Source organism: Bradyrhizobium sp. 23, assembly GCF_023073295.1.
GTDB lineage: Bacteria > Pseudomonadota > Alphaproteobacteria > Rhizobiales > Xanthobacteraceae > Bradyrhizobium > Bradyrhizobium canariense_D.
In genome coordinates, this window is the sequence record NZ_JADPJF010000070.1 from 120,928 (window position 1) to 141,423 (window position 20,496).

At 64.4% G+C, this 20,496-nt stretch carries 17 protein-coding genes and 2 pseudogenes; 3 read left to right on the forward strand and 16 right to left on the reverse strand.

The window, feature by feature from the left end; genetic code table 11:
* From IVB32_RS18390 to IVB32_RS18440, 11 genes and pseudogenes are all read right to left on the reverse strand, one after another.
* Positions 1–184: pseudogene (locus IVB32_RS18390) on the reverse strand (hypothetical protein); the annotation flags it as partial.
* A 133-nt stretch (positions 185–317) separates the two neighbouring features.
* Positions 318–780 (reverse strand): annotated as a pseudogene (locus IVB32_RS18395) (Hsp20 family protein).
* 240 nt (positions 781–1,020) lie between these two features.
* Positions 1,021–2,511: an amidase family protein gene (locus IVB32_RS18400; protein ID WP_247370143.1), complete on the reverse strand. Its 1,491-nt coding sequence runs from the start codon at positions 2,509–2,511 to the stop codon at positions 1,021–1,023.
* 17 nt (positions 2,512–2,528) lie between these two features.
* On the reverse strand, positions 2,529–3,326 hold the full coding sequence (locus tag IVB32_RS18405) for a xanthine dehydrogenase family protein subunit M (protein ID WP_247370142.1): 798 nt from the start codon (positions 3,324–3,326) through the stop codon (positions 2,529–2,531).
* 11 nt (positions 3,327–3,337) lie between these two features.
* Positions 3,338–5,725 carry a xanthine dehydrogenase family protein molybdopterin-binding subunit gene (locus tag IVB32_RS18410; protein WP_247370140.1) on the reverse strand — a complete coding sequence of 796 codons (2,388 nt, stop codon included), beginning with the start codon at positions 5,723–5,725 and terminating at the stop codon, positions 3,338–3,340.
* 2 nt (positions 5,726–5,727) lie between these two features.
* Positions 5,728–6,219, reverse strand: a complete 492-nt coding sequence (locus tag IVB32_RS18415) for a (2Fe-2S)-binding protein (protein WP_018454027.1) — start codon at positions 6,217–6,219, stop codon at positions 5,728–5,730.
* A 21-nt stretch (positions 6,220–6,240) separates the two neighbouring features.
* Positions 6,241–7,347 carry an ABC transporter ATP-binding protein gene (locus tag IVB32_RS18420; RefSeq protein ID WP_085395710.1) on the reverse strand — a complete coding sequence of 369 codons (1,107 nt, stop codon included), beginning with the start codon at positions 7,345–7,347 and terminating at the stop codon, positions 6,241–6,243.
* A gap of 8 nt (positions 7,348–7,355) precedes the next feature.
* Positions 7,356–8,258, reverse strand: coding sequence for an ABC transporter permease (locus tag IVB32_RS18425; RefSeq protein WP_018454025.1), 903 nt, complete (start codon positions 8,256–8,258; stop codon positions 7,356–7,358).
* Complete coding sequence (locus IVB32_RS18430; protein ID WP_204512142.1) at positions 8,255–9,172, reverse strand: ABC transporter permease; 918 nt, start codon at positions 9,170–9,172, stop codon at positions 8,255–8,257. Before IVB32_RS18430 ends, IVB32_RS18425 begins: the two co-directional genes overlap by 4 nt.
* 55 nt (positions 9,173–9,227) lie before the next feature.
* A complete protein-coding gene (locus tag IVB32_RS18435; protein ID WP_247410887.1) occupies positions 9,228–10,577 on the reverse strand; it encodes an extracellular solute-binding protein in 1,350 nt (449 codons plus the stop codon).
* A gap of 195 nt (positions 10,578–10,772) precedes the next feature.
* Complete coding sequence (locus tag IVB32_RS18440) at positions 10,773–12,074, reverse strand: MFS transporter (RefSeq protein ID WP_247370136.1); 1,302 nt, start codon at positions 12,072–12,074, stop codon at positions 10,773–10,775.
* 352 nt (positions 12,075–12,426) lie between these two features.
* Between IVB32_RS18440 and IVB32_RS18445 the strand changes: the two genes are divergently transcribed.
* The 3 genes from IVB32_RS18445 to IVB32_RS18455 are packed head-to-tail and all read left to right on the forward strand — an operon-like array spanning position 12,427 to position 16,188.
* Positions 12,427–13,641 carry an ABC transporter substrate-binding protein gene (locus IVB32_RS18445; protein WP_085351926.1) on the forward strand — a complete coding sequence of 405 codons (1,215 nt, stop codon included), beginning with the start codon at positions 12,427–12,429 and terminating at the stop codon, positions 13,639–13,641.
* 7 nt (positions 13,642–13,648) lie between these two features.
* Positions 13,649–15,376, forward strand: a complete 1,728-nt coding sequence (locus IVB32_RS18450; protein ID WP_247370134.1) for an FAD-dependent oxidoreductase — start codon at positions 13,649–13,651, stop codon at positions 15,374–15,376.
* Positions 15,377–15,393: 17 nt separating this feature from the next.
* Positions 15,394–16,188: an IclR family transcriptional regulator gene (locus IVB32_RS18455; protein ID WP_247370132.1), complete on the forward strand. Its 795-nt coding sequence runs from the start codon at positions 15,394–15,396 to the stop codon at positions 16,186–16,188.
* Between the two features lies 1 nt (position 16,189).
* Here the strand turns inward: IVB32_RS18455 and IVB32_RS18460 are convergent, their stop codons facing one another.
* The 5 genes from IVB32_RS18460 to IVB32_RS18480 form a co-directional block, all read right to left on the reverse strand.
* Positions 16,190–16,963, reverse strand: coding sequence for an SDR family oxidoreductase (locus IVB32_RS18460; RefSeq protein WP_085351929.1), 774 nt, complete (start codon positions 16,961–16,963; stop codon positions 16,190–16,192).
* A gap of 58 nt (positions 16,964–17,021) precedes the next feature.
* A complete protein-coding gene (locus IVB32_RS18465; RefSeq protein WP_143273367.1) occupies positions 17,022–17,612 on the reverse strand; it encodes a thiamine pyrophosphate-dependent enzyme in 591 nt (196 codons plus the stop codon).
* Positions 17,612–18,151 carry a thiamine pyrophosphate-binding protein gene (locus IVB32_RS18470; RefSeq protein ID WP_085351930.1) on the reverse strand — a complete coding sequence of 180 codons (540 nt, stop codon included), beginning with the start codon at positions 18,149–18,151 and terminating at the stop codon, positions 17,612–17,614. Before IVB32_RS18470 ends, IVB32_RS18465 begins: the two co-directional genes overlap by 1 nt.
* 325 nt (positions 18,152–18,476) lie before the next feature.
* Entirely contained in the window at positions 18,477–19,220 is a 744-nt protein-coding gene (locus IVB32_RS18475; RefSeq protein WP_247370131.1) for an aspartate/glutamate racemase family protein, read from the reverse strand.
* A 9-nt stretch (positions 19,221–19,229) separates the two neighbouring features.
* Positions 19,230–20,495: an FAD-binding oxidoreductase gene (locus tag IVB32_RS18480; RefSeq protein ID WP_204512148.1), complete on the reverse strand. Its 1,266-nt coding sequence runs from the start codon at positions 20,493–20,495 to the stop codon at positions 19,230–19,232.
* Position 20,496: the final 1 nt, after the last annotated feature.

Below are 20,496 nucleotides of genomic sequence, written 5' to 3' on the forward strand. Positions count from 1 at the left end.
GGAATTTCACGCAAAGCGGGACAGGATTCGACGGCGTACATGTCGGACGCCCATGACGACAGAATATCCGCTTCTCCGGCGTGGAGAGCTCCTTTGCATTCAGGACATCCGCGGGCGAACCGTAGTGAACCGCGGGATGAAACAGCGGGTTGAGATTTCCGGAATTCGTATTCACGTTTGTCATCGGTTGGGCCTCCCCTGACGCTCCTTTCGAAGGGATGGATGTGCTGATGATCGAATGGCCGTTCTCTCATGCATGTGGGAGCGCGGCGCGCATATCTGAGCGCCGCGTTCCACCATTCCCCTCGATCGAGCGCTTAGGCTGCTTTCTTCTGCTCGATCTGAGTTGCAGGAGAGGCCGCGCCCGCGATCTGGATCCGGCGCGGCTTCATCGCTTCCGGAACCTCACGGACGAGGTCGATGATCAAGAGGCCGTCCTGGAAGGACGCCTGCTTCACCTGGACATAATCGGCCAGGTTGAACACGCGCCGGAACGGCCGTGCGGCGATACCCTGGTACAGATATTCGCCCGTCGCACCTTCGGGCTTCTTGCCCTCGACGGTCAGCGCATTCTGTTCGGCCGTCACCGTGATATCGTTGACGCCAAAGCCCGCCACAGCGAGGCTGATCCGGTAGTGATCTTCGCCGGAGCGTTCGATGTTATAGGGGGGGATAGTTGTCTTCGCTCGCCTGGCGCAGCGCGCTGTCGACGAGACCGGCCAGATGATCGAAGCCGACGGTGGAGCGCCACAGGGGCGCGAAGTCAAACGTGGTCCTCATAACCAAGTCCTCCAAAGAGCAAGATGGATACGAAAGAGCGCAGGACAGGGTTTTAGACGGGTCCAAAGACACCGGCCCGGCGCCCGCTCCGGGCCCCTCGCGGGCACCCGGCACACCGCTCTCGCGGCGAAAATGATTTAGAAGAACGCAAGTCGACTTCAAGAGGGCCCCTCGAAAAATTTTTCGGACGCAGAGGCCGACCGGGAGGACGCGGCCGGCCCGCTCCAGGCCGGGTTCGGCTCACGCCTTCGCGCGGGCACGATCCGGTTCGCGCAACGCCAGCTGCGGCCAGAACGCCGCCCATGGCTGGGCCGCTTCGAACGCAGCGGCGATGCGGAAGATCGTGGGCTCGTCGAGCCAGGGAGCGACGATCTGCAAGCCGATCGGCAGCCCATCGCGATCGAAGCCGCAGGGCAGCGTCGCGGCCGGAAGGCCGGCGAGATTGATCGGCCAGGTGAAGGGCGACCAGCCGAGATGCGGATCGACATTGCCGCCGTCGATCGTGTCGACGCCGAGGCGGCCGGCCTCGAACGCGGTCACCGCGACGGTCGGCGTCACCAGCGCATCGACGCGCTCGAACAGCTTCAGGAAGCTGCTGCGAGCCTGGGCGCGGCGATACCCTGCTTCGATATAGTCCGTGCCGCTGTAGCGCCTGCCGGCACTGATGACGTCAAGATAATCTGCTTCGGAGCTGGCGAGATCGGCCGGGCTCTTGCTCGAGACCGCGCCCGCCTGTTCGGTAAAGGCGATCGGCTTCAGCGTGTGCTCCAGGATCCCGGGATCGAGGCCCGGACCATCCATGGTGACCTGCGCGCCGCAGGCATCGAGAATGGCCAGCGCCTTGCCGAACGCCGCGCGCACATCGGGGCTGACCGCGGCGTAGCCGAGATCGGCGCTGGCGCCGATGCGAATGCCGTTCAACGGCGCGGCCTTCGTATCGAACCGACGCGCCGCCACCGGCAGGCTCGCGGGATCGCGCAGATCGTAAGCAGCGATGATCTCCAGCGTCAGCGCGGCATCCGCGACCGTGCGCGTAATCGGCCCGGTATGCGCGAGCGAGCCCCAGGACGGTGGCGAGAAGCCGGGCGAACGGGGCACCAGGCCAAAGGTCGGCTTCAGGCCAAACACACCGCAGAAGGACGAGGGCACGCGGATCGAGCCGACCCCATCGGTTCCGATCGCGATCGGACCGCAGCCGGCGGCAACGCCCGCCGCCGCGCCGCCGCTCGATCCGCCACTGGTGCGACCCGGGTTCCAGGGATTGCGCGTGGTGCCGGTGACCGGGCTGTCCGCCGTCAACTTGTAACCGGACTCGCAGGTCGTGGTCTTGCAGGTGACGATCGCACCCGCTTCCTTCAGCGCTGAGACAACCGCCGCGTCGACATCGGGCACGAACGCCTTGTTCATCGGTGAGCCGCCATAGGCCGGCACGCCCGCGACAAAGACCAGGTCCTTGATCGTGACGGGGACACCGGCGAGCGCTCCCTTGGTCTCGCCGGCGCGCATCTCCCTGGTGAGACGGTCGGCCTCCGCCCTCGCCTGCCCGTACATCGGCGTCACCACCGCGTTGCAGGCCTCGTTCGTCGCCTCCAGTGCGGCAATGGTGTCGTCGACGACATCGCGCGGAGTGAACGCCTTGCGCCGGTAGCCGGCCAGGATCTCGGTTGCGGAAAGCGAGCCAAGGCCAGTCGGCACCGGCGGGAAGGCCGTTCGGCCGGAACCATCAGTCATCATCAACCCTAAAAGAGCTAGCTGAGCGCCGCGTCGACGGCGCGCTTGGCCATGACCGTGACGAGATGTGCACGGTAGTCGGCTTCGGCGTGGATATCGGAGGTGAGACCGTCGGTGTCGATCCTGATCGCCGCGATCGCGGACGGATCGAAATTTCGCGACAGTGCTTCTTCCATCGGGGGAACGCGGAATACGCCGGAGCCCGCGCCGGTCACGGCCACGCGAACACCATCGGCGAATTTCGCGACGAACACGCCGACCAGCGCATAGCGCGACGCCGGCGCCTTGAACTTGGCGTAGCCCGCCCTGAGCGGCACGGGAAAGCGGATCGCCGTGATGATCTCGCCAGGTTCAAGCGCGGTCTCGAACAGACCACGGAAGAACCCGTCGGCCGCGATCTCGCGCGTGCTGGTGACGACGGTCGCGCCCAATCCGAGCACACCTGCCGGATAATCGGCCGACGGATCGTTGTTCGCGACGGAGCCACCGATAGTGCCGCGGATGCGTACGGCGGGATCGCCGATCATCGAGGCCAGCGCGGCGAGACCCGGGATCTTCGTCTGCACCAGCTTCGAGGCTGCTACCATGCCATGTGGCGTCATTGCACCGATGGTGATGGTGCCGCCGTCGTTGGTGATGCCCTTCAGATCTCCGAGCCTCGACAGGTCGACTAGGGCTGGCGGACTGGCGAGCCGCTGCTTCAGCGTCGGGATCAGCGTCATGCCGCCGGCGAGGAGCTTGCTGTCTTCGATCGAGGTCAGCAGTTTGGCAGCGTCGGGAATCCGGTCCGGCTGGTGATAGGCAAACGGCTTCATTGTCATCCTCCCTATTCCGCAGCGACCGGCAGCGACGCGTTCTGCAGCAGGCGCCAGATCCGGTTCGGCGTTGCCGGCATGTCGACATGGGTGACGCCGAGATGCGACAGCGCATCGACCACCGCGTTGATGACGGCGGCCGGCGAACCGATGGTGCCGACCTCGCCGCAGCCCTTCACGCCCATCGGCGTGTGCGTACACAGCGTCGAATGGGTCGCGATGTTCATCATCGGCATGTGGTCGGCGCGCGGCATGCAATAGTCCATCAGCGAGCCCGATAGCAGCTGGCCCGAGCCCTCGTCATAGACCGCGTTCTCGTACAGCGCCTGACCGACGCCCTGCACGATGCCGCCGTGCAACTGGCCCTCCACGATCATCGGGTTGATGACAGTGCCGACGTCGTCCACCGCGGTGTAATTGACCAGCGTCACCGTGCCGGTCTCCGGGTCGATCTCGACCTCGGCAATGTGGCAGCCGCCGGGATAGGTGAAGTTGACGGGATCATAATAAGCCTGCTCTTCGAGCCCCGGCTCCAGCACTTCGAGCGGATAGTCGTGCGGCACGTAGGCGGCGCCCGCGATCTCCTCGAACGTCCTCATGCGGTCGGTGCCCGCGACCGAGAATTTTCCGGCCTCGAACTGGATATCCACTTCGGCCGCTTCAAGCAGATGCGCCGCGATCTTCTTGCCTTTCGCGACCACCTTGTCCGTCGCCTTCGACAGCGCCGCGCCGCCGACCACCAGCGATCGCGAGCCATAGGTACCCATGCCAAACTGCACGCGATCGGTATCGCCGAACACGATGTCGACATTGTCAAAAGCGACGCCGAGTTTTTCTGAGACGATCTGCGCGAACGTCGTCTCGTGGCCCTGGCCGTGATTATGCGTGCCGATCATCACCGTGACCTGGCCGGTCGGATGCACCCGCACCGTGGCACTCTCATAAAGCCCGCCACGCGCGCCCAATCGTCCCGCGAAGCGCGACGGCGCGAGGCCGCAGGCCTCGACATAGGTCGAGTAGCCGAGCCCGCGGAATTTGCCCCTGCGCGCCGACTCCGCCTTGCGGATACCGAAATTCTTGACGTCGGCCGCGACAAGAGCGCCGTCGAGACACCCCATCGGATCGCCGGAATCGTACTGCACCAGCACCGGCGTCTGGTACGGATAAGCCTCCTTTGGGATCATGTTGCGTCGGCGGATCTCGACGCGGTCGATGCCCATCTCGCTGGCTGCGACGTCGACGATGCGCTCCAACACGAAAGTCGCCTCGGGCCGGCCTGCGCCGCGATAGGCGTCGACCGGAACGGTGTTGGTGAACACCACCTTCACGTTGCAGTAGATTGCCGGCGTGGTGTAGACGCCACCGAGCAACGGTCCGTAGAGATTGGTCGGGATGTTCGGTCCGAAGGTCGAGAGATAGCCGCCCATATTGGCGAGCGTGTTGACACGGAAGGCCAGAAACGTTCCGGTCTCGTCCAGTGCGAGTTCGGCCTCGGTGACGTGATCGCGGCCGTGGCGATCGGAGACGTAGCCTTCCGACCGGCTCGCGACCCATTTGATCGGCCGCATCACGCGCTTGGCGGCCCAGGTGATCACGGCCTCTTCGCCGTAGTGGAACTGCTTGACGCCGAAGCCGCCGCCGACATCGGGCGCGACCACGCGCAGCTTGTGCTGCGGAATGTTCAGCACCAGCGCGCCCATCAAGAAGCGCACGACATGCGGGAACTGGCTGGTGGTCCACAGCGTGAAGCGATCCGTGCCGGGCTCGTATTCGGCGATCGCCGCGCGCGGCTCCATCGGGTTGCCGATCAGCCGGTTGTTGACGAGGCTGAGCTTTGCGACATGGGCCGCCTTCCGGAAGGCGGTCTCGACCGCGGCCTTGTCGCCGAGCTCCCAATCGCAACAGATGTTGTTCGGCACGTCGTCGAACAGTTGCGGCGCGCCAGGCCGCACGGCTTCGAGCACGCCGACCACCGAGGGCAGCACCTCGTAGTCGACCGCCAGCAGCTCGGCTGCCGCGCCGGCCTGCGCCGGCGTCTCCGCGACGACGAAAGCCACCATGTCGCCGACGAAGCGCACCTTGCCCTGCGCCAGCATCGGGAACGGCGGCTCCTTCATCGGCACGCCCTTGGCATCCGAGATACCCCAGCCGCAGGGCAGCGAGCCCAGCTTGTCCGCGGCGGCATCCTCGCCGGTCAGCACCGCGATGACGCCGGGCGATGCCAGCGCCGCACTCTTGTCGATGCCGCGCAGGATTGCGTGTCCGTGCGGCGAGCGCACGAACACACCCGCCGTCATGCCCCGACGCTTGATGTCGGAGACGTAATTGCCGCGTCCGGTGAGGAAGCGCTGGTCCTCTTTCCGTTTAGGTGAAGCGCCGATCCCGATCACATGGCCCATGGTCACTCTCCCTTGGCCGCGTTCATGGCGGCGGCGCCTGCCATGACCGAGATGACGATGTTCTGATAGCCGGTGCAGCGGCAGATATTGCCTTCGAGGCCGTGACGGACGTCGGCCTCCGTCAGGTTCGGCTTCTCGGCCGCGAGCGCCACCGCCGTCATCAGCATGCCGGGTGTGCAAAAGCCGCATTGCAGACCGTGATGCTCGCGAAATGCCTCTTGCATCGGATGCAGCCGGTTCGAACCCGGCGCACCTTGCAGGCCCTCGATGGTGAGCAGCGTCGCACCGTCGAGCGCGGGCGCAAGCAGCGTACAGCTCTTCACCGGCAGGCCGTCGAGGTGCACGACACAGGCGCCGCACTGGCTGGTGTCACAGCCGATATGGGTGCCGGTGAGGTTGAGCCGCTCGCGCAGCAGCTCGGCGACCAGCGTCGCCGGTTCGACATCCACAGTTGTCGGCCGTCCGTTGAGTGTGAAGGATATCTGCACGATCATACTCCTGTGCGCGACGGGTCTTTAGGCGAGTGGAAGCGCGCTGCCGGTGGCCCATGTGGCCATCACGACATCGCCGACGGTGAAGGGATCCGCGAAGAAAGTCTTTTCCGGCACGTAGGCCACGAACGCGTCGTCCGGCACGGTGTCGAGCATGACCTTGACGAAATAGCCCTGGTATTCGATCGCGAGCACGCGACTCGGCAGCGAGGTGGAGCAGCCCGGCGGCAGCGCCCTGCCCGGCCGGACCAGCGCGACATCGTCGCGGCGCACGGCGATGTCGATCTTGTCGCCGACGCTGACCGTGGACCGCGCCTGAAGCGGGACCTCGATGCCATCAGGCGCGGCCTGTGCGAGCGTAAAGGTCGAACCGTTGACCTTCTCGACCCGTCCCGACAGCACGTTCTGCCCGCCCATGAACTCGGCGACGTAACGATCATGCGGATGGGCGTAGACATCGCGTGCCGCGCCCGCCTGCTTGATTCTGCCTTGCTCCATCACCACCACCAGATCGGCAAGCGCGATCGCCTCGAGCTGGGTGTGGGTCACGTGGACGAAGGTGATGCCGAGCTCCTGCTGCATTCGCCTGAGCTCCTGGCGCATCTGCACGCGGAGCTGCTCGTCGAGGGCGGACAGCGGCTCGTCGAGCAACAGGACCCTCGGCTCGGTGATCGCGGCACGCGCCAGCGCCACGCGCTGCTGCTGGCCGCCGGAGAGCTGCGCTGGAAGGCGGTCGGCGAATTGCGTCAGATGCACCTTCTCGATCATGGCATCGGCAGCGCGCAGGCGATCGGCCTTCGACATGCCGCGCACGCGGAGCGCAAAGGCGATGTTCTCGCGCACGGTGAGATGCGGGAACAACGCGTAGGACTGAAACATCATCGCGGTGCGCCGCTGCACCGGCGCGAGCCCGACGACGTTCTGGCCGCCGATCACGATCTCGCCGGCGGTCGGGTCCTCGTGGCCGGCGATCATGCGCAGTATCGTGGTCTTGCCGCAGCCGGAGGGGCCGATGAAGCAGCAATAGGCGCCGTCGGCGATCTTGAGGTTGACGCCGTCGACCACATTGCCGACTCCGTCAAAGCTCTTGCAGACGCCAGCCAGTTCGATATCGCCGCGATCGCTCTTCATTTCCCAGCTCAACCCTTTGTGCTGCTGCCGCGCTTCTTCTGGATCAGCACGATGCTGCCCAGGCTCGCGCCGATGACAATGAAGGAGACGATGGTGGTCACGGTGCCGAGCGCATAGAGCGAAGGCGAGGTGACGTTCAGCGTCATGCTCCAGATCTCCAGCGGCAGCGTGTTGAGCGAGCCCGCGGTCTGGAGGCTGCGGGCGAACTCGTCGTAGGAGAGCGTGAAGCCGAACAGCGCGACCGCCACCAGGCCGGGTGCCAGCACCGGGATCATCACCAGCCGGATCGACTGCCAACGGCTGGCGCCGAGGTCGTAGGCCGCCTCCTCCCAGACGTGGTTGAAGCGCGACATCACCGCGAACATCACGAGCACGCCGAACGGCAGCGTCCATGACAGTTGCGCGCCGAGCGCCGAGGTGTACCAGCTCGCATTGAGGCCGAGGGCCTGGAACAACAGACCGGTACCGAGGCCGAGCACGAGTCCCGGTGCGACCAGGCTGCCGATCATCATGTAGAACACGACGGTGTCGCCGCGAAAGCGCTTGCGAAAACCGAGCCCGGCCAGGAACGACACCACCACCGTGATGATAGTGACGATGATCGCGAGCTTGATCGAACGATCGAACGAGCCCTTGACGTCGCCGGTCCGCACTTGGGTGAAGAGATCGACGAACCAGTGCAGCGAAGTGCCCTTCATCGGGAACACGAGGCCGCCACGGATGTCCTGGAACGACAGGACGTAGATACAGAACATCGGGCCGTACAGCGCAATCACATAGAACGCGAACAGTGTCGCCAGAACATAGAACGTCCACGGCCGACCGCCCTTGCTCGGCGCAATCGCCTTTGTCACCGGCGCGATCGCCTTTGACACATCAGCCTTGGGCATGTCGGCGAGAACCGCACTCATCGCGTGATCTCCTGCCTGATGTCGACCGTGCGCAGGATCAGCGAGACGATCGCGACCAGCACCAGCGTCAGCAATACTGCGCTCGCCGCCGCGGTCGGATATTGCAGCACGCCGACATCCTCGTAGAAGGCGCTGACCACAGAGGCCGAGCCGCCGCCGGACATCACCTTGACCACGAAGAAATCGCCCATCACGATCGAGACGACGAAGATGGTGCCGAGGGCGATGCCGCTCTTGGACATCGGCACCACGATCAGCCGCATGATGTCGAAACGACTGGCGCCGGCATCGATCGCGGCCTCGATCAGCTTCTTGTCGATCCGTGCCATGGAATTGAAGATCGGCACGATCATGAAAATGGTGAGCTGATGGACATAGGCGATGACCACCGCAAGGTCGGAGAACAGCAGCACCTCAAGCGGCTGGCGGATCACACCGAGTCCCAGCAGCGCCTGGTTGATCAGGCCTTCCTTGCCGAGCAGCGGAATCCAGGAAATCATCCGGATGATGTTCGAGGTCCAGAACGGCACCGTGCAGAGCAGGAACAGGCCAATCGCCAGTAGTTGGTTGCGGACGTGGAAAACCAGGAAGTATGCGACGAAGAAGCCGATGATCAGCGTGAGGATCCAGGTCAGCAACGTGAACTTGATCGTCGCCAGATACAGCTTCAGCGTCAGCGCCGAATGCAGCACCTCGACATAGCTTGCGAGCGTGAAGCCCGGCGTCAGCCCGCCGAAGCCGTCGGTGGCGAAGAAGCTCGCGGCCAGCACGACCAGGATCGGCGCCACGAAGAACGGTACAAGCACCAGCACGAGCGGCGACACGTAGAGCCAGCCGGCGAGATTTGCGCGTGGTGGGGTTTGAGCTGGACTAAGACTTGGCTGCATGTCGGCAAACGCCTCGAAGTCGGTCATTTGGCACCGGCGCATCGCCGCGCCGGCGCTTCGTTCACGTCAGGGAAAGCAGGTTTCAGGCCACCTTGAAGTCGTTCCAGCGCTTGTTCATGTAGGCGGCTTCGTCCATCAGCGTGTTCCAGCAGGAGATGTTCTTGACGCGGTCGAGGAACGAGCCGCCGTCACGCTTGGTGCCGCTCTTCTCCATCGGCACGCCATAGGGGTCGTTGACCACCTCGGGCGCGGGCTGGCCCTCGTACCAGAATGCCCATTCGGCCGCCGTGAGGAATTTCTTCGCAGTCGAGGGGACCGGGCTGTAATAGCCGTAGCGCGCGACGAAACCGCCCTGCCAGCCCGACAGATACCAGTTGAGATATTCGTAGGCCGCGTCCAGCTTCTTGCCGGAGAGATGTTTCATCAGGCCCATGCCGTTGCACCAGCCGCGATAGCCTTCCTTTCCGTTCTTGATGTTGACCGGCGCGTAGACGCAGGGGATTTCCTTCACGCGTACCGCGGCAACCGCCGGCGACCACATCGACTGGATGACCACTTCGCCCGCCGCCATCAGCTGCACCGACTGGTCGAAGGTGGTCCAGGTCGCGCGGAACTGGCCCTGCTTCTTGAGCTCGATCAGCTTGTTGCAGGTGAAGTCGATCTCCTCCTTGGTCATGTTGCCTTTGTTTCCGTACTTGATCAGCCCGGCGCTTTCGAAGCAGAGCGCGGCGTCCATGATGCCGATCGCGGGCACGTCGAGGATCGCGGCCTTGCCTTTGAATTTCGGATCGATCAGATCCTTCCATTCCGTGACTTCATGGCCGACGAGGTCGGGGCGATAGCCGATGGAGTCGGCGTTGTAGACCTGCGGCAGGAAGGTCGCCCATTCGGTCGCGCCGTCGCTCAAATCGGTCGAATCGGGCTTGGCGATATACATGGCCTCGTAGGGCGAGATGCCCTGGCGCGGGATCTTGTGACCGTCGATCTCGCCCTTGGTAAAGATCGGCAGGATGTTGTCGAACTCCTTGACCTTCTTGACCTCGATGCCCTGGATCACGCCGCGCTTGGCAGCGAGCTTGGCCTGCCAGCCCTCGAGATCGGCGATATCGACCGTATTTGGCTGGCTTATGAAGCGGTTGATGGCGGCGGAAGTGTCGAGGTTCTGCATCGTCACCTTGAAGCCGAGATCCTTGGCCGCCTGGTCGCCGATCGCCTTCACCACCGAATAGGACACGCCGACATGGCGCAGCTCGATGTCCTTGATCTCCTGCGCCCAGATGGTCGGGAATCCGCGGATCGCGTCCGATCCTGCAGCCGCGCCGGCCACCGCCGCGGCGCCCTTCAACAGCGTGCGCCTGCTCAGCTTTTTCGCAGACTTGTCGCTCGTCCCCGCCGGATTGGCAGTGGATGTCCCCTTGTCCCTGTCAAGCATGGCAACCCTCGTTGGCTACAATGAACGTGCGCACCGGTCGCCATTGACCGGCTGCGGATGTGATCAATTGCGAGGGAGGCTATGGGCGGGAGGTCGTGAAGTAAAATTGGAAGTAAAAATTCGCTGCATAAACGCGGCTAATGATTCGCCCCGCTGCACCGGCTTTTGGCAACGCGCATAAGATGAAGGCGGCCCTCAGGACTTGAGCGAGTCCCGCGCGGTCTCCGGCGCTATCAACGTTGCGATGATGGTGATGACCGACAGTGCGATGATATACACCGACACCGGCCAGTACGAGGCGGCCCATGCAAGCAGTGCCGTCGCAATCAGCGGCGAGAAGCCGCCACTGAGCGCGGCGGCAACGTTGGCTCCCAGCGATGCGCCGCTATAGCGCACCTGGGTACGGAACAGCTCCGGCATGAAGGCCGCCTTCGGCCCGAACAACAGCGCATGCGTCAGTGTCATCGTCACGACGAGCGCGAGCGTGATCAGCGCCGGCTCCCTGGTGTCGAGGAACCAGAACAACGGAAACGCCAGCGCCACCGAGAACACGCCGCCGGCGAGATACAGCGCTTTGCGGCCGAAGATGTCGGACAGCCAGCCTGCGAGCGGCAGCGTCGCGAGCTCGACGAGCGCGGCATAGACCACCGCGTTGAGGATCACCTGCCGCGGAAGGCCGAGCTGCGTCGTGGCATAGACCACGGTGAAAACAGTGAGGAGATAAGCGAGCCCGACTTCGGACACCGTGATGCCGATCGCCAGCAGGAAGCTGCGCCAGTCGCGGCGCAGGACTTCCAGCACCGGCTGCGCCAGCACCTCCTTGCGCTCGAGCACCTCCTTGAAGTGCGGCGTCTCCGCGAGTTTCAGCCGCACGATGAAGCCGACACCGACGAGCAGGATGCTGATCAGAAACGGCACGCGCCAGCCCCAGCTCAGGAAGTCCGCTTCGGGCAGCTGCGTCATCAGACCGAAAATGCCGGTGGACGCGGCGACGCCGACGGGGAAGCCGATCTGCACCAGACTGCCGTAAAAGCCGCGGCGGTTGCCGGCGTGCTCGGCCACCATGACCACCGCGCCGCTCCACTCCCCACCGAGCCCGATGCCCTGGACGAAGCGCAAAATGACGAGGAAGATTGGCGCCCAGACGCCGATCTGGCTGTAGGTCGGCAGGCAACCGATCAGGAACGTGCCCAGTCCCATCGCGAACATGGTCGCGACCAGCATCTTCTTGCGGCCGAGCCGGTCGCCGTAATGCCCGATGATCGCACCGCCGATCGGCCGCGCGACAAAGCCGACCGCATAGGTCGAGAACGCCGCCAGCGTGCCGACCATGGGATCGAAACTCGGGAAGAACAGCTTGTTCAGCACGAGCGCCGCCGCCGTGCCGTAGATCAGGAAGTCGTACCACTCGATCGCGGTGCCGAGCGCGGCTGCCCACACCACATGCGCCGTCGTCGATTTCTCCGCCGCAGTGGAGACTCCCGATGCTGCCGTCATTGCCATCCGCCCCAAGATTCCTGGGCGACATGATGGCCAATCGTTGTGGCGGTTGCAACTTGCGGGAGTGTTAGTTCTCCCAAGATCAGAATGCGAGATTTTCGCGCCACTGCCTCCTCACTGTCGTCCCGGCGAAGGCCGGGACCCATAATCACAGGGAGGAGTTTGGCAAAGACCGGCGCCCTGGTACTGCGACCGCCCGACTTCGAGAGATCACGCGGTATGGGTCCCGGCCTTCGCCAAGACGACGCGGATCCTTTATTCTCCATTGACAAACTTATTTGCTAATATCTAACTTGCTGCCACAATAGCCGGCCGCGCCAAGCGCGCCCATAAACGAGAGGGAACGACGATGAGAGGGTTTTTGGCCTGCGCCATGCTCGCGGCCATGACTTCGGCTGCCATGACCACCGTTGCGAACGCGCAAATCTCCGACGACGCCGTGCGGATCGGCGTGCTGACGGATCTGTCGAGCTGGGGCCGCGACAACAGCGGGCCGGGCTCCGTGGAGGCCGCGAAAATGGCCTTGGAGGAATTCGGGCCCACCGTGCTCGGCAAGCCGATCGAGATCATCAGCGCCGATCACCAGATGAAGACCGATGTTGGCGTGCAGATTGTGCGCGGCTGGTTCGACAACGGCAAGGTCGATGCCGTCGTCGACATCCCCAATTCCGGCATCGCGATCGCCGTCCACAATATGGTGCGCGAGCGCAACAAGATTGCGCTGCTCTCCGGGCCCGGCGCGAGTTCGCTGACCGACGAGCTTTGCAGCCCGAACACCGTGCACTTCACCTACGATACCTACGCGCTGTCGAAGGTGACGGCCTCCGCCGTGATCAAGGAAGGCGGAAAATCCTGGTACTTCATCACGGCCGACTACGCCTTCGGGCAGCAGCTCGAGAAGGATGCCACGCGCTTCATCAACGAGATGGGCGGCAAGGTTTTGGGCGGCGTGAAGCACCCCACCAATACGGCCGATTTCTCGTCCTTTGCACTCCAGGCGCAAAGCTCGAAATCGGACGTCGTCGCTTTCGCCAATGCGGGCCAGGACACCGACAATGCCATCAAGCAGTCCGGCGAGTTCGGCCTGGTGCAGGGTGGCCAGAAGCTGGTCGGCCTCCTGATGTTCGACACCGATGTCCACGCGATCGGCCTCAAATCCGCGCAGGGTACCTACATGACCACGGCCTCGTACTGGAACATGGACGAGGCGACCCGCGCATGGTCGCGGAAATTCTACGAGCGCACCAAGGTGATGCCGACCATGATTCAGACCGGCGTCTACGGCTCGGTGCTGCATTATCTCAAGGCCATCAAGGCCGCCGGCACCGATGATCCCGCCAAGGCGATGGCCAAGATGCGCGAGCTGCCGATCGAGGATACATTCGTTCATGGCGGACGCTTGCGCGAGGACGGCCGCGTCATTCGCGACATGTATCTCGCCAAGGTGAAAACACCCGAGCAGTCCAAGGAACCGTGGGATTATTTGGAGATCATCAAGACGGTGAAGGGCGAGGACGCCTTCCGCCCGGTCTCTGAGTCGAAATGTCCGTTGCTCAAGAAGTGAGGCCTGCATGACCGGCAACGAGCGCAACGAGACTTACGAGTGCGATGTGCTCGTGGCCGGATCGGGCTGCTCCGGCATGTCGGCCGCCATCACCGCGCGCTATCGCGGCCTCGACGTGCTGATCGTCGAGAAGGAGCCGCGCTTCGGAGGCACCACCGCCCGCTCCGGCGGCTGGCTCTGGATTCCCGGTACCTCGCTGGCCAAGGCCTACGGCATCGAGGAGACACCGGAGCAGGCGCGGACTTACCTGCGGCACGAAGCCGGCAACAACTTTGACGCCGCGCGCGTCGATGCATTCCTGAGCGCCGGGCCCGAGGCGATCGATTTTTTCACCAGCAAGACGGCGCTCCGTTTCGACATGCCGCTGGTGTTCCCGGACTACCACGCCGAGGCGCCCGGCGGCGCCCAGGGTGGTCGTTCGATGGTGGCGCGCCCGTTCGACGGCCGCGAACTCGGCGACCAGATCAAGACCCTCGGCATGCCCCTGCCCGAGCTGACCGTATTCGGCATGATGCTCGGATCCGGCAAAGACATCGTCCATTTCATGCGCGCGACGAAGTCCCTAAGCTCGGCGGTCTATGTCGCAAAGCGCCTGTCGCGGCATCTGATGGACGTACTGCGCTATGGCCGCGGCATGACGCTGACCAACGGCAATGCGCTCGCCGGGCGCCTGGCAAAATCGGCCCAGGACCTGAAGATACCGATGTGGCTGTCCTCGCCGGTGCGCGAGCTCACTGTCGAGAACGGCACTGTCACGGGCGCCATTGTCGCCCGCGACGGACGCGACGTCCGCATTCGTGCGAGACAAGGCGTCGTGCTCGCCTGCGGCGGTTTCCCGCATGATGTCGAACGGCGCAAGAAGATGTTCCCGCACGCGCCGACCGGGAACGAGCATTTTTCGCCGGGACCGACCGGCAACACCGGCGATGGGCTGCGGCTCGCAGAACGCGCCGGCGGACATGTCGAGGACAGGCTGCCGAACGCGGCAGCCTGGGTCCCGGTCTCGGTCACCAAGCGCAAGGACGGCTCACACGGCGTGATGCCGCATTTCATCGACCGCGCCAAACCCGGCGTGATCGCGGTGATGCGTGACGGCAAGCGCTTTGCCAACGAGGGCAATTCCTATCACGACTTCGTCCAGGCCATGGTCAAGGCGGCGAAACCCGGCGAGGAGATCGCGGCGTACCTGGTCTGCGATCACCAGACCCTGCGCAAATACGGCCTCGGCTGCGTGCCGCCGTTCCCGATGCCGCTGGGTCATCACCTCAAGACGGGATATCTCATGCGCGGCGAGACACTGGAGGCACTCGCGGCAAAAGCGGGTATCGATGCCAGCGCGTTTACCGAGACCGTCAAGCAGTTCAATGCGACCGCACCACAGGGACACGACGCAGCCTTCGGCAAGGGCTCAAAGGCCTATAACCGCTACCAGGGCGATGCGCTGCACGGCCCGAACCCCTGCGTCGCGCCGATCGAGAACGGCCCGTTCTACGCCATCAAGATGGTGGTCGGCGATCTCGGCACCTATGCCGGCATCGTCACCGACGAGAACGCGCGGGCGCTCGATGCGGAGGGACGGGTGATTCCCGGGCTCTATGCCGCCGGCAACGACATGGCGAGCATCATGGGCGGCAATTATCCGGGCGCCGGCATCACGCTTGGGCCGGCGCTGACCTTCGGCTACATTGCCGGCCGTCACCTCGCCGACAGCGCCGCCAAGCGCAACGCGGCGTAAGCCACGCCAGGAAGCGCATGAAGAGAGAAAGCCGCGGCATCCAGTCGATCGAGGTCGGCGGCGAATTGCTCCGCGCCCTCGCCCGCAGCGGCGAGCCGATGATGCTGCGCGATCTTGCACGCGAGGCCGGCATGACGCCGGCCAAGGCGCATCCCTATCTCGCCAGCTTCTCCCGCATCGGCCTGATCGAGCAGGACGAGACCACCGGCCGTTACGAGATCGGCGCACTGGCGCTGGAGCTCGGCCTGATCAGCCTGCGCCGACTGTCCGGCGTACGCATCGCAGGACCGAAGATCGCGGCGCTCGCAAGCCAGATCGGGCATGCGGTCTCGCTCGCGGTCTGGGGCACGCACGGCCCCACCGTGGTGCAGCTCGAAGAACCCGGCCAGCCCGTTCACATCGTGATGCGCGCCGGTTCGGTGATGGCGCTGCTGGAGACGGCCACGGGCCGGGCCTTTGCGGCCTTCCTGCCGGAAAAGACGATCAACGCCGCACTCGAAAGCGGCCTCGATCGTTACGGCGTCGGCTATAATCCGAAGCGCGCTGTGAAAGGCGCGAAGGTCACTGAGATGCTCACAGAGGTCCGCAAGCACGGCCTCGCCCGCGCGCTCGGCGACCCACTGCCCGGCGTCAACGCATTCTCTGCGCCGGTGTTCGACCATTCCGGCCATGTCGCGCTGGTAATCACCGCGATGGGGCCGGAAGGCAGTTTTGACGCGCGCTGGGACAGCCCGATCGCCCATGCGCTACGCGATTGCGCGGGCGGCATTTCGAAACGACTGGGTCACGGGATGACGGCTGCGGCGGAGTGATCTACTTCACCGGCACCGTGTAATTCAGAATCAACCGCCCACCATCTGGATAGATCGTCTGCCCCGTGATGTAGGACGCATCGTCACTCGCAAGAAACGCGACGACGGAGGCAACTTCGCTCGGCTCGCCGCCACGGCCGGCCGGCGTGCGTGACATCACGGTCTTGCGGGCATCTTCCGAGGTGTAGATGGACGATGCCACCATGTCGGTCAGAATCGTGCCCGGCCCGACCGCGACGACACGAATATTGTGCGGAGCGAGTGCGACGGCAGCGACCGAGGTGAGCTGCTTCATGCCGCCCTTGGACATGGCGTAGGTCGCAAGCGCCGGGATTGCCAGCAGTGCATTGACCGAGGACATGTTGATGATGACCCCGCCGCCGCCTTGCGCGATCATCTGCTTAGCCGCCGCCTGCACGCCGAAGAACGCGCCCTTCAGGTTGATGCCGATGATTTCATCGAATTCCTCTTCGGAGATCTCCAGGAGGTCCCGGTTGCGAGCGACGCCGGCATTGTTGACCATGATATCGAGCCGGCCGAACTCTTTTGCGGCAGTTGCGACCAGCTGGTCGACATCGGCACGCTTTGCGACATTGCCGACGACAGTGCGCAAGGCATCCGGTCGCGCGAGTTCGGCGGCCGTCGCGGCCAAGCCCTCGGCATCGACATCCGAGATGACGACCTTGACGCCGTCGTCCAGGAATCGCTTTGCGCAAGCCTTGCCGATACCGCGCGCCGCGCCGGTGATGGCGGCGACCTTGCCGGATAGTTTCATGGTCTCACTCCAGAGTAGCTGCTTCGACAGCAGACTGTCGCCGGGCGAGAAACCCGGCTCAGACCGACGCGAAGCTAAGATGAGCACGGAACCGGTTCTTGATAAAGACGGCATCGCGCGAGGGTAGCGAGCGCGGCGGATTTTCGGCCAGAACCTTGATGACAAAAAGGCGCGGGCCATCGGCCGGCTCGTCGAGCTGCGTCGCCAGACGTTCCACCTCCTCGAGCGTCCGCACGGTCCCGGTCGCGGCAAAGCCGCAGGCCACAGCGATCGCAGTGAGATCGACGCCGCGCCCGGTGTGGCTGGCCTGCATACCGGTCTCGCCAAAATGCTGGTTGTCGATCACGACGATGTCGAGATTGCGCGGGCGCGCGACGCCGATGGTGGCGATGCCGCCGAGGCCCATCAATTGCTCGCCATCCCCGGTCAAAGCGAGGACGCGCTTTCCCGGCTGGGCTTGCGCGAGGCCAAGCCCGATCAGCGCGGCGCCGCCCATGGCGCCCCAGAGATAGAAATTGCCGTCATGGTCGCCGACCGAATGAAGATCATAGGTCGGCGAGCCGAGGCCGGACACGACCAGCGTGTCCTTGCGATTCTTCAGGAGCGCGGCGACGGCGGCGCGGCGGTCGAGCTGAGCTTGCATTGGCATCACCACTTCTTCTTGCCGATCAGGCGTTGCCCGATCAGCACCGCGATCTGCTGATCGGAATCGTAGGCGAGCGCTGCGGCCGATTCCACGGTCTCGACCAGATCCTCCGCCGTCTCCGCGCGCATCACCTTCAAACCAATCGCTTCCAGCGAGGGCTGCGTCGCACGGCTCATCGGCACCTGCCAGGGATTGAACTCGGCCCATTCGCCGCGCATCGTCACCAGCATCAGCAGTGGAAATCGTCCGATCGCCGACAGCGACAGCATGTTGATGCAATTGCCGACCCCGCTCGACTGCATCAAGAGCACGCTACGCTGGCCGCCGAGCCAGGCGCCTGCGGCGATGGCGACGCCCTCCTCTTCCGTCGTCAGCACGTTGGTGGTGACGTCGCGGTCGGCGGAGAACAGGCGGATGAGCTGGCTGTGACCGGCATCGGGAACGTAGAACATCTGCCGCACGTCGGCGGCTTTCAGGATGCGGTAGAGCTCGGACGGCCAATCGTCTGCGCGCGTGTCGGGATTGGATTGAAGGCTGTGCACCGCTGGTCTCCGTGGATTTCGAGAGGCACTCTAGCGATGTTCAGGCGCCAAAGCTCTGACCGTCTGGCGCGATCAGGTATCGAGGGATTGTATAGCTGCCTCTTCCGCTGCCGGTGGGACAGCGCACGATGCGCATGGCTGCGCCCTCTCCCCTTGCGGGAGAGGACATCACCGCTGACAGATACAAACTCATTTGGGTGAGGGGTATCTCTCCGCGAACTCATCCGCATCCATATTGCGCGGAGAGATATCCTCATCCGGCGCTTCGCGCCACCTTCTCCCGCACGGGGAGAAGGAAGAGGAGTCATAGACAACTTCTCGACCTCTAGCCAAACTGGCGCGGCCGCAGCCCGGCATGAAACCAGGTGATCATGGAATAGATATCGTAGACGGGCAATCCGACCTCGGCCTGAAGCGCCGCTGCATAAGGCGGCATGTTGGTGCATTCCAGCACGATCGCGCCGACATCCGGGTTCCTGGCGATCAGCTCCTTGCCGGCCTCGACCACGTCACGTTCGGCCTGCGCGATGTCCATGTCGTCCTTCTCGGCTTTGATCAGGACGCGGAAGAATTCCTTGCCATGCTCGGTGCCGACCAGCGGCGTATCGAGCGGCACGCCGGCGCCTGCGAGATGAGCCGGCGTCAAGGACGCACCGGAGACCGTGACGAGGCCGACGCGCTTGCCCGGCGGCAAGGTCGCCTGCACCCACGGCACCTGCATCAGTGACGAGGTCGCGACGGGAACGCCGACCGCAGCTGCGATCTCTTTCTGGAACAGCGAGAGGAAGCCGCAGTTGGTGGTGATGGCTTCGGCCCCGAGCCGCACCAGATCCTTCGCCGCATCGATGAAATCAGGCAGCAGACCGGCGGCGCCCTTCAGCACCACCTTCTCCGGCGAGGCACCGCTCACCACGCGATAGAGCACAGGGAAAGGCCAGGTGGTGCCGTTGCCCATGTCGCCGGGAATGCGGGGGAAGCGCGCCTCCAGCATCAGGATGCCGAGCGGCGCTCCATAGATGGCCTTGCCGCCGCGGGCGATTCGGGGGGACGAATTGGCTGGAGCGGTCATGATGCGATCTCAGAGAAAACGATCGGGCGAAAACGGTGCAAGCGGAATTTCCGGCGGCTTGCCGCTTAGAAGCTGGGCGACGAGACGACCAGTGCGAGCCGAGCCGACCAGGCCGATATGGCCGTGGCCGAAGGCATAGACAACGTCGCGCGAGGCCCGCGCGTAACCGATGCAGGGCCGGCCGTCCGGCATGCTCGGCCGATGGCCGAACCAGGTCTTGATGCGCGAAGCCGGAATGTCCGTCGGCAGTTTCGGGAACATGCTGAAGAGGTTGTCGCGCAAAATCTCGGCGCGCTTCCAGTTCGGTGCGGCCTCGAGGCCGGCGATCTCGACCGTGCCGGCGGCGCGCAAACCCTTGTCGGTCCAGTTCACCACCATCTTCGCATCCGAGGCCATCATCGAGCTGCGCGGCCCCGATTCCGGATTCTCGATCATGACGTGATAGCCGCGCTCGGTCTCAAGCGGCAGCGGATCGCCGATGGACGCCGAGAGCCGCTTTGAATGCGCACCGGCGGCAATCACCGCGGCATCGCACGCAATCTCGCCGGTCTCGGTCAGGACAGCCACGAGCTTGTTGCCGGATAGCCTCAGCCCAATTGCCTTGGCCCGCACGAGCTTGGCGCCGCTTGCCAGCGCATGCTGCGCGAGCGCGGCGACATAGGCACCCGGGTCGCGGCAGCGACCGGCTTCCTCCACCACCACACCGAAAGTGTAGCGCGGATGCAAATCAGGCTCGCGCTGACGCATCTCGTCGGCCGAAAGCTCCAGCCATTCGACACCGACGCGCCTACGCACGCGCCAGCCGAGATCATCGTCGAAATTGCCGCGCGACGGAAAGACATGCATCACGCCGTTACGCTCGATCAATTCAGGGACGCCCGCCTCCTCCGCGAGCTTCCTGTGCAATAGCGGCGCGTCCTTCAGGAGATCGCGCAGCGCAAAGGCCGTCGTCTCGACCCGCGCTTCGGTCCAGCCCGAGAGCAGATATTTGATCAACCAGGGCAGCGCCTTCGGCAGATAAGACCAGCGGATCGCGAGGGGTCCCAGCGGATCCATCAGATAACCCGGCACCTTCTTCCAGACACCGGGCTCGGCCGGCGGGATTACCGAATGCGAAGAGAGCCAGCCGGCATTGCCGTAGCTCGCCGCCTGTTCGCCACCGGGCTCGCCGGCGTCGATCAGCGTGACGCGATATCCCTCGCGCAGCGCCTCGATGGCGCTGATCACGCCGACCGCGCCGGCACCGATGATGGCGACGTGGCGGCCCTCCGACATC

Bases quoted from the DNA above. Each gene is read 5' to 3' on its own strand.
- IVB32_RS18400 (WP_247370143.1), bottom strand. From the start codon at position 2,511: ATGACTGATGGTTCCGGCCGAACGGCCTTCCCGCCGGTGCCGACTGGC.
- IVB32_RS18405 (WP_247370142.1), bottom strand. From the start codon at position 3,326: ATGAAGCCGTTTGCCTATCACCAGCCGGACCGGATTCCCGACGCTGCC.
- IVB32_RS18410 (WP_247370140.1), bottom strand. From the start codon at position 5,725: ATGGGCCATGTGATCGGGATCGGCGCTTCACCTAAACGGAAAGAGGAC.
- IVB32_RS18415 (WP_018454027.1), bottom strand. From the start codon at position 6,219: ATGATCGTGCAGATATCCTTCACACTCAACGGACGGCCGACAACTGTG.
- IVB32_RS18420 (WP_085395710.1), bottom strand. From the start codon at position 7,347: ATGAAGAGCGATCGCGGCGATATCGAACTGGCTGGCGTCTGCAAGAGC.
- IVB32_RS18425 (WP_018454025.1), bottom strand. From the start codon at position 8,258: ATGAGTGCGGTTCTCGCCGACATGCCCAAGGCTGATGTGTCAAAGGCG.
- IVB32_RS18430 (WP_204512142.1), bottom strand. From the start codon at position 9,172: ATGACCGACTTCGAGGCGTTTGCCGACATGCAGCCAAGTCTTAGTCCA.
- IVB32_RS18435 (WP_247410887.1), bottom strand. From the start codon at position 10,577: ATGCTTGACAGGGACAAGGGGACATCCACTGCCAATCCGGCGGGGACG.
- IVB32_RS18440 (WP_247370136.1), bottom strand. From the start codon at position 12,074: ATGACGGCAGCATCGGGAGTCTCCACTGCGGCGGAGAAATCGACGACG.
- IVB32_RS18445 (WP_085351926.1), top strand. From the start codon at position 12,427: ATGAGAGGGTTTTTGGCCTGCGCCATGCTCGCGGCCATGACTTCGGCT.
- IVB32_RS18450 (WP_247370134.1), top strand. From the start codon at position 13,649: ATGACCGGCAACGAGCGCAACGAGACTTACGAGTGCGATGTGCTCGTG.
- IVB32_RS18455 (WP_247370132.1), top strand. From the start codon at position 15,394: ATGAAGAGAGAAAGCCGCGGCATCCAGTCGATCGAGGTCGGCGGCGAA.
- IVB32_RS18460 (WP_085351929.1), bottom strand. From the start codon at position 16,963: ATGAAACTATCCGGCAAGGTCGCCGCCATCACCGGCGCGGCGCGCGGT.
- IVB32_RS18465 (WP_143273367.1), bottom strand. From the start codon at position 17,612: ATGCCAATGCAAGCTCAGCTCGACCGCCGCGCCGCCGTCGCCGCGCTC.
- IVB32_RS18475 (WP_247370131.1), bottom strand. From the start codon at position 19,220: ATGACCGCTCCAGCCAATTCGTCCCCCCGAATCGCCCGCGGCGGCAAG.
- IVB32_RS18480 (WP_204512148.1), bottom strand. From the start codon at position 20,495: ATGTCGGAGGGCCGCCACGTCGCCATCATCGGTGCCGGCGCGGTCGGC.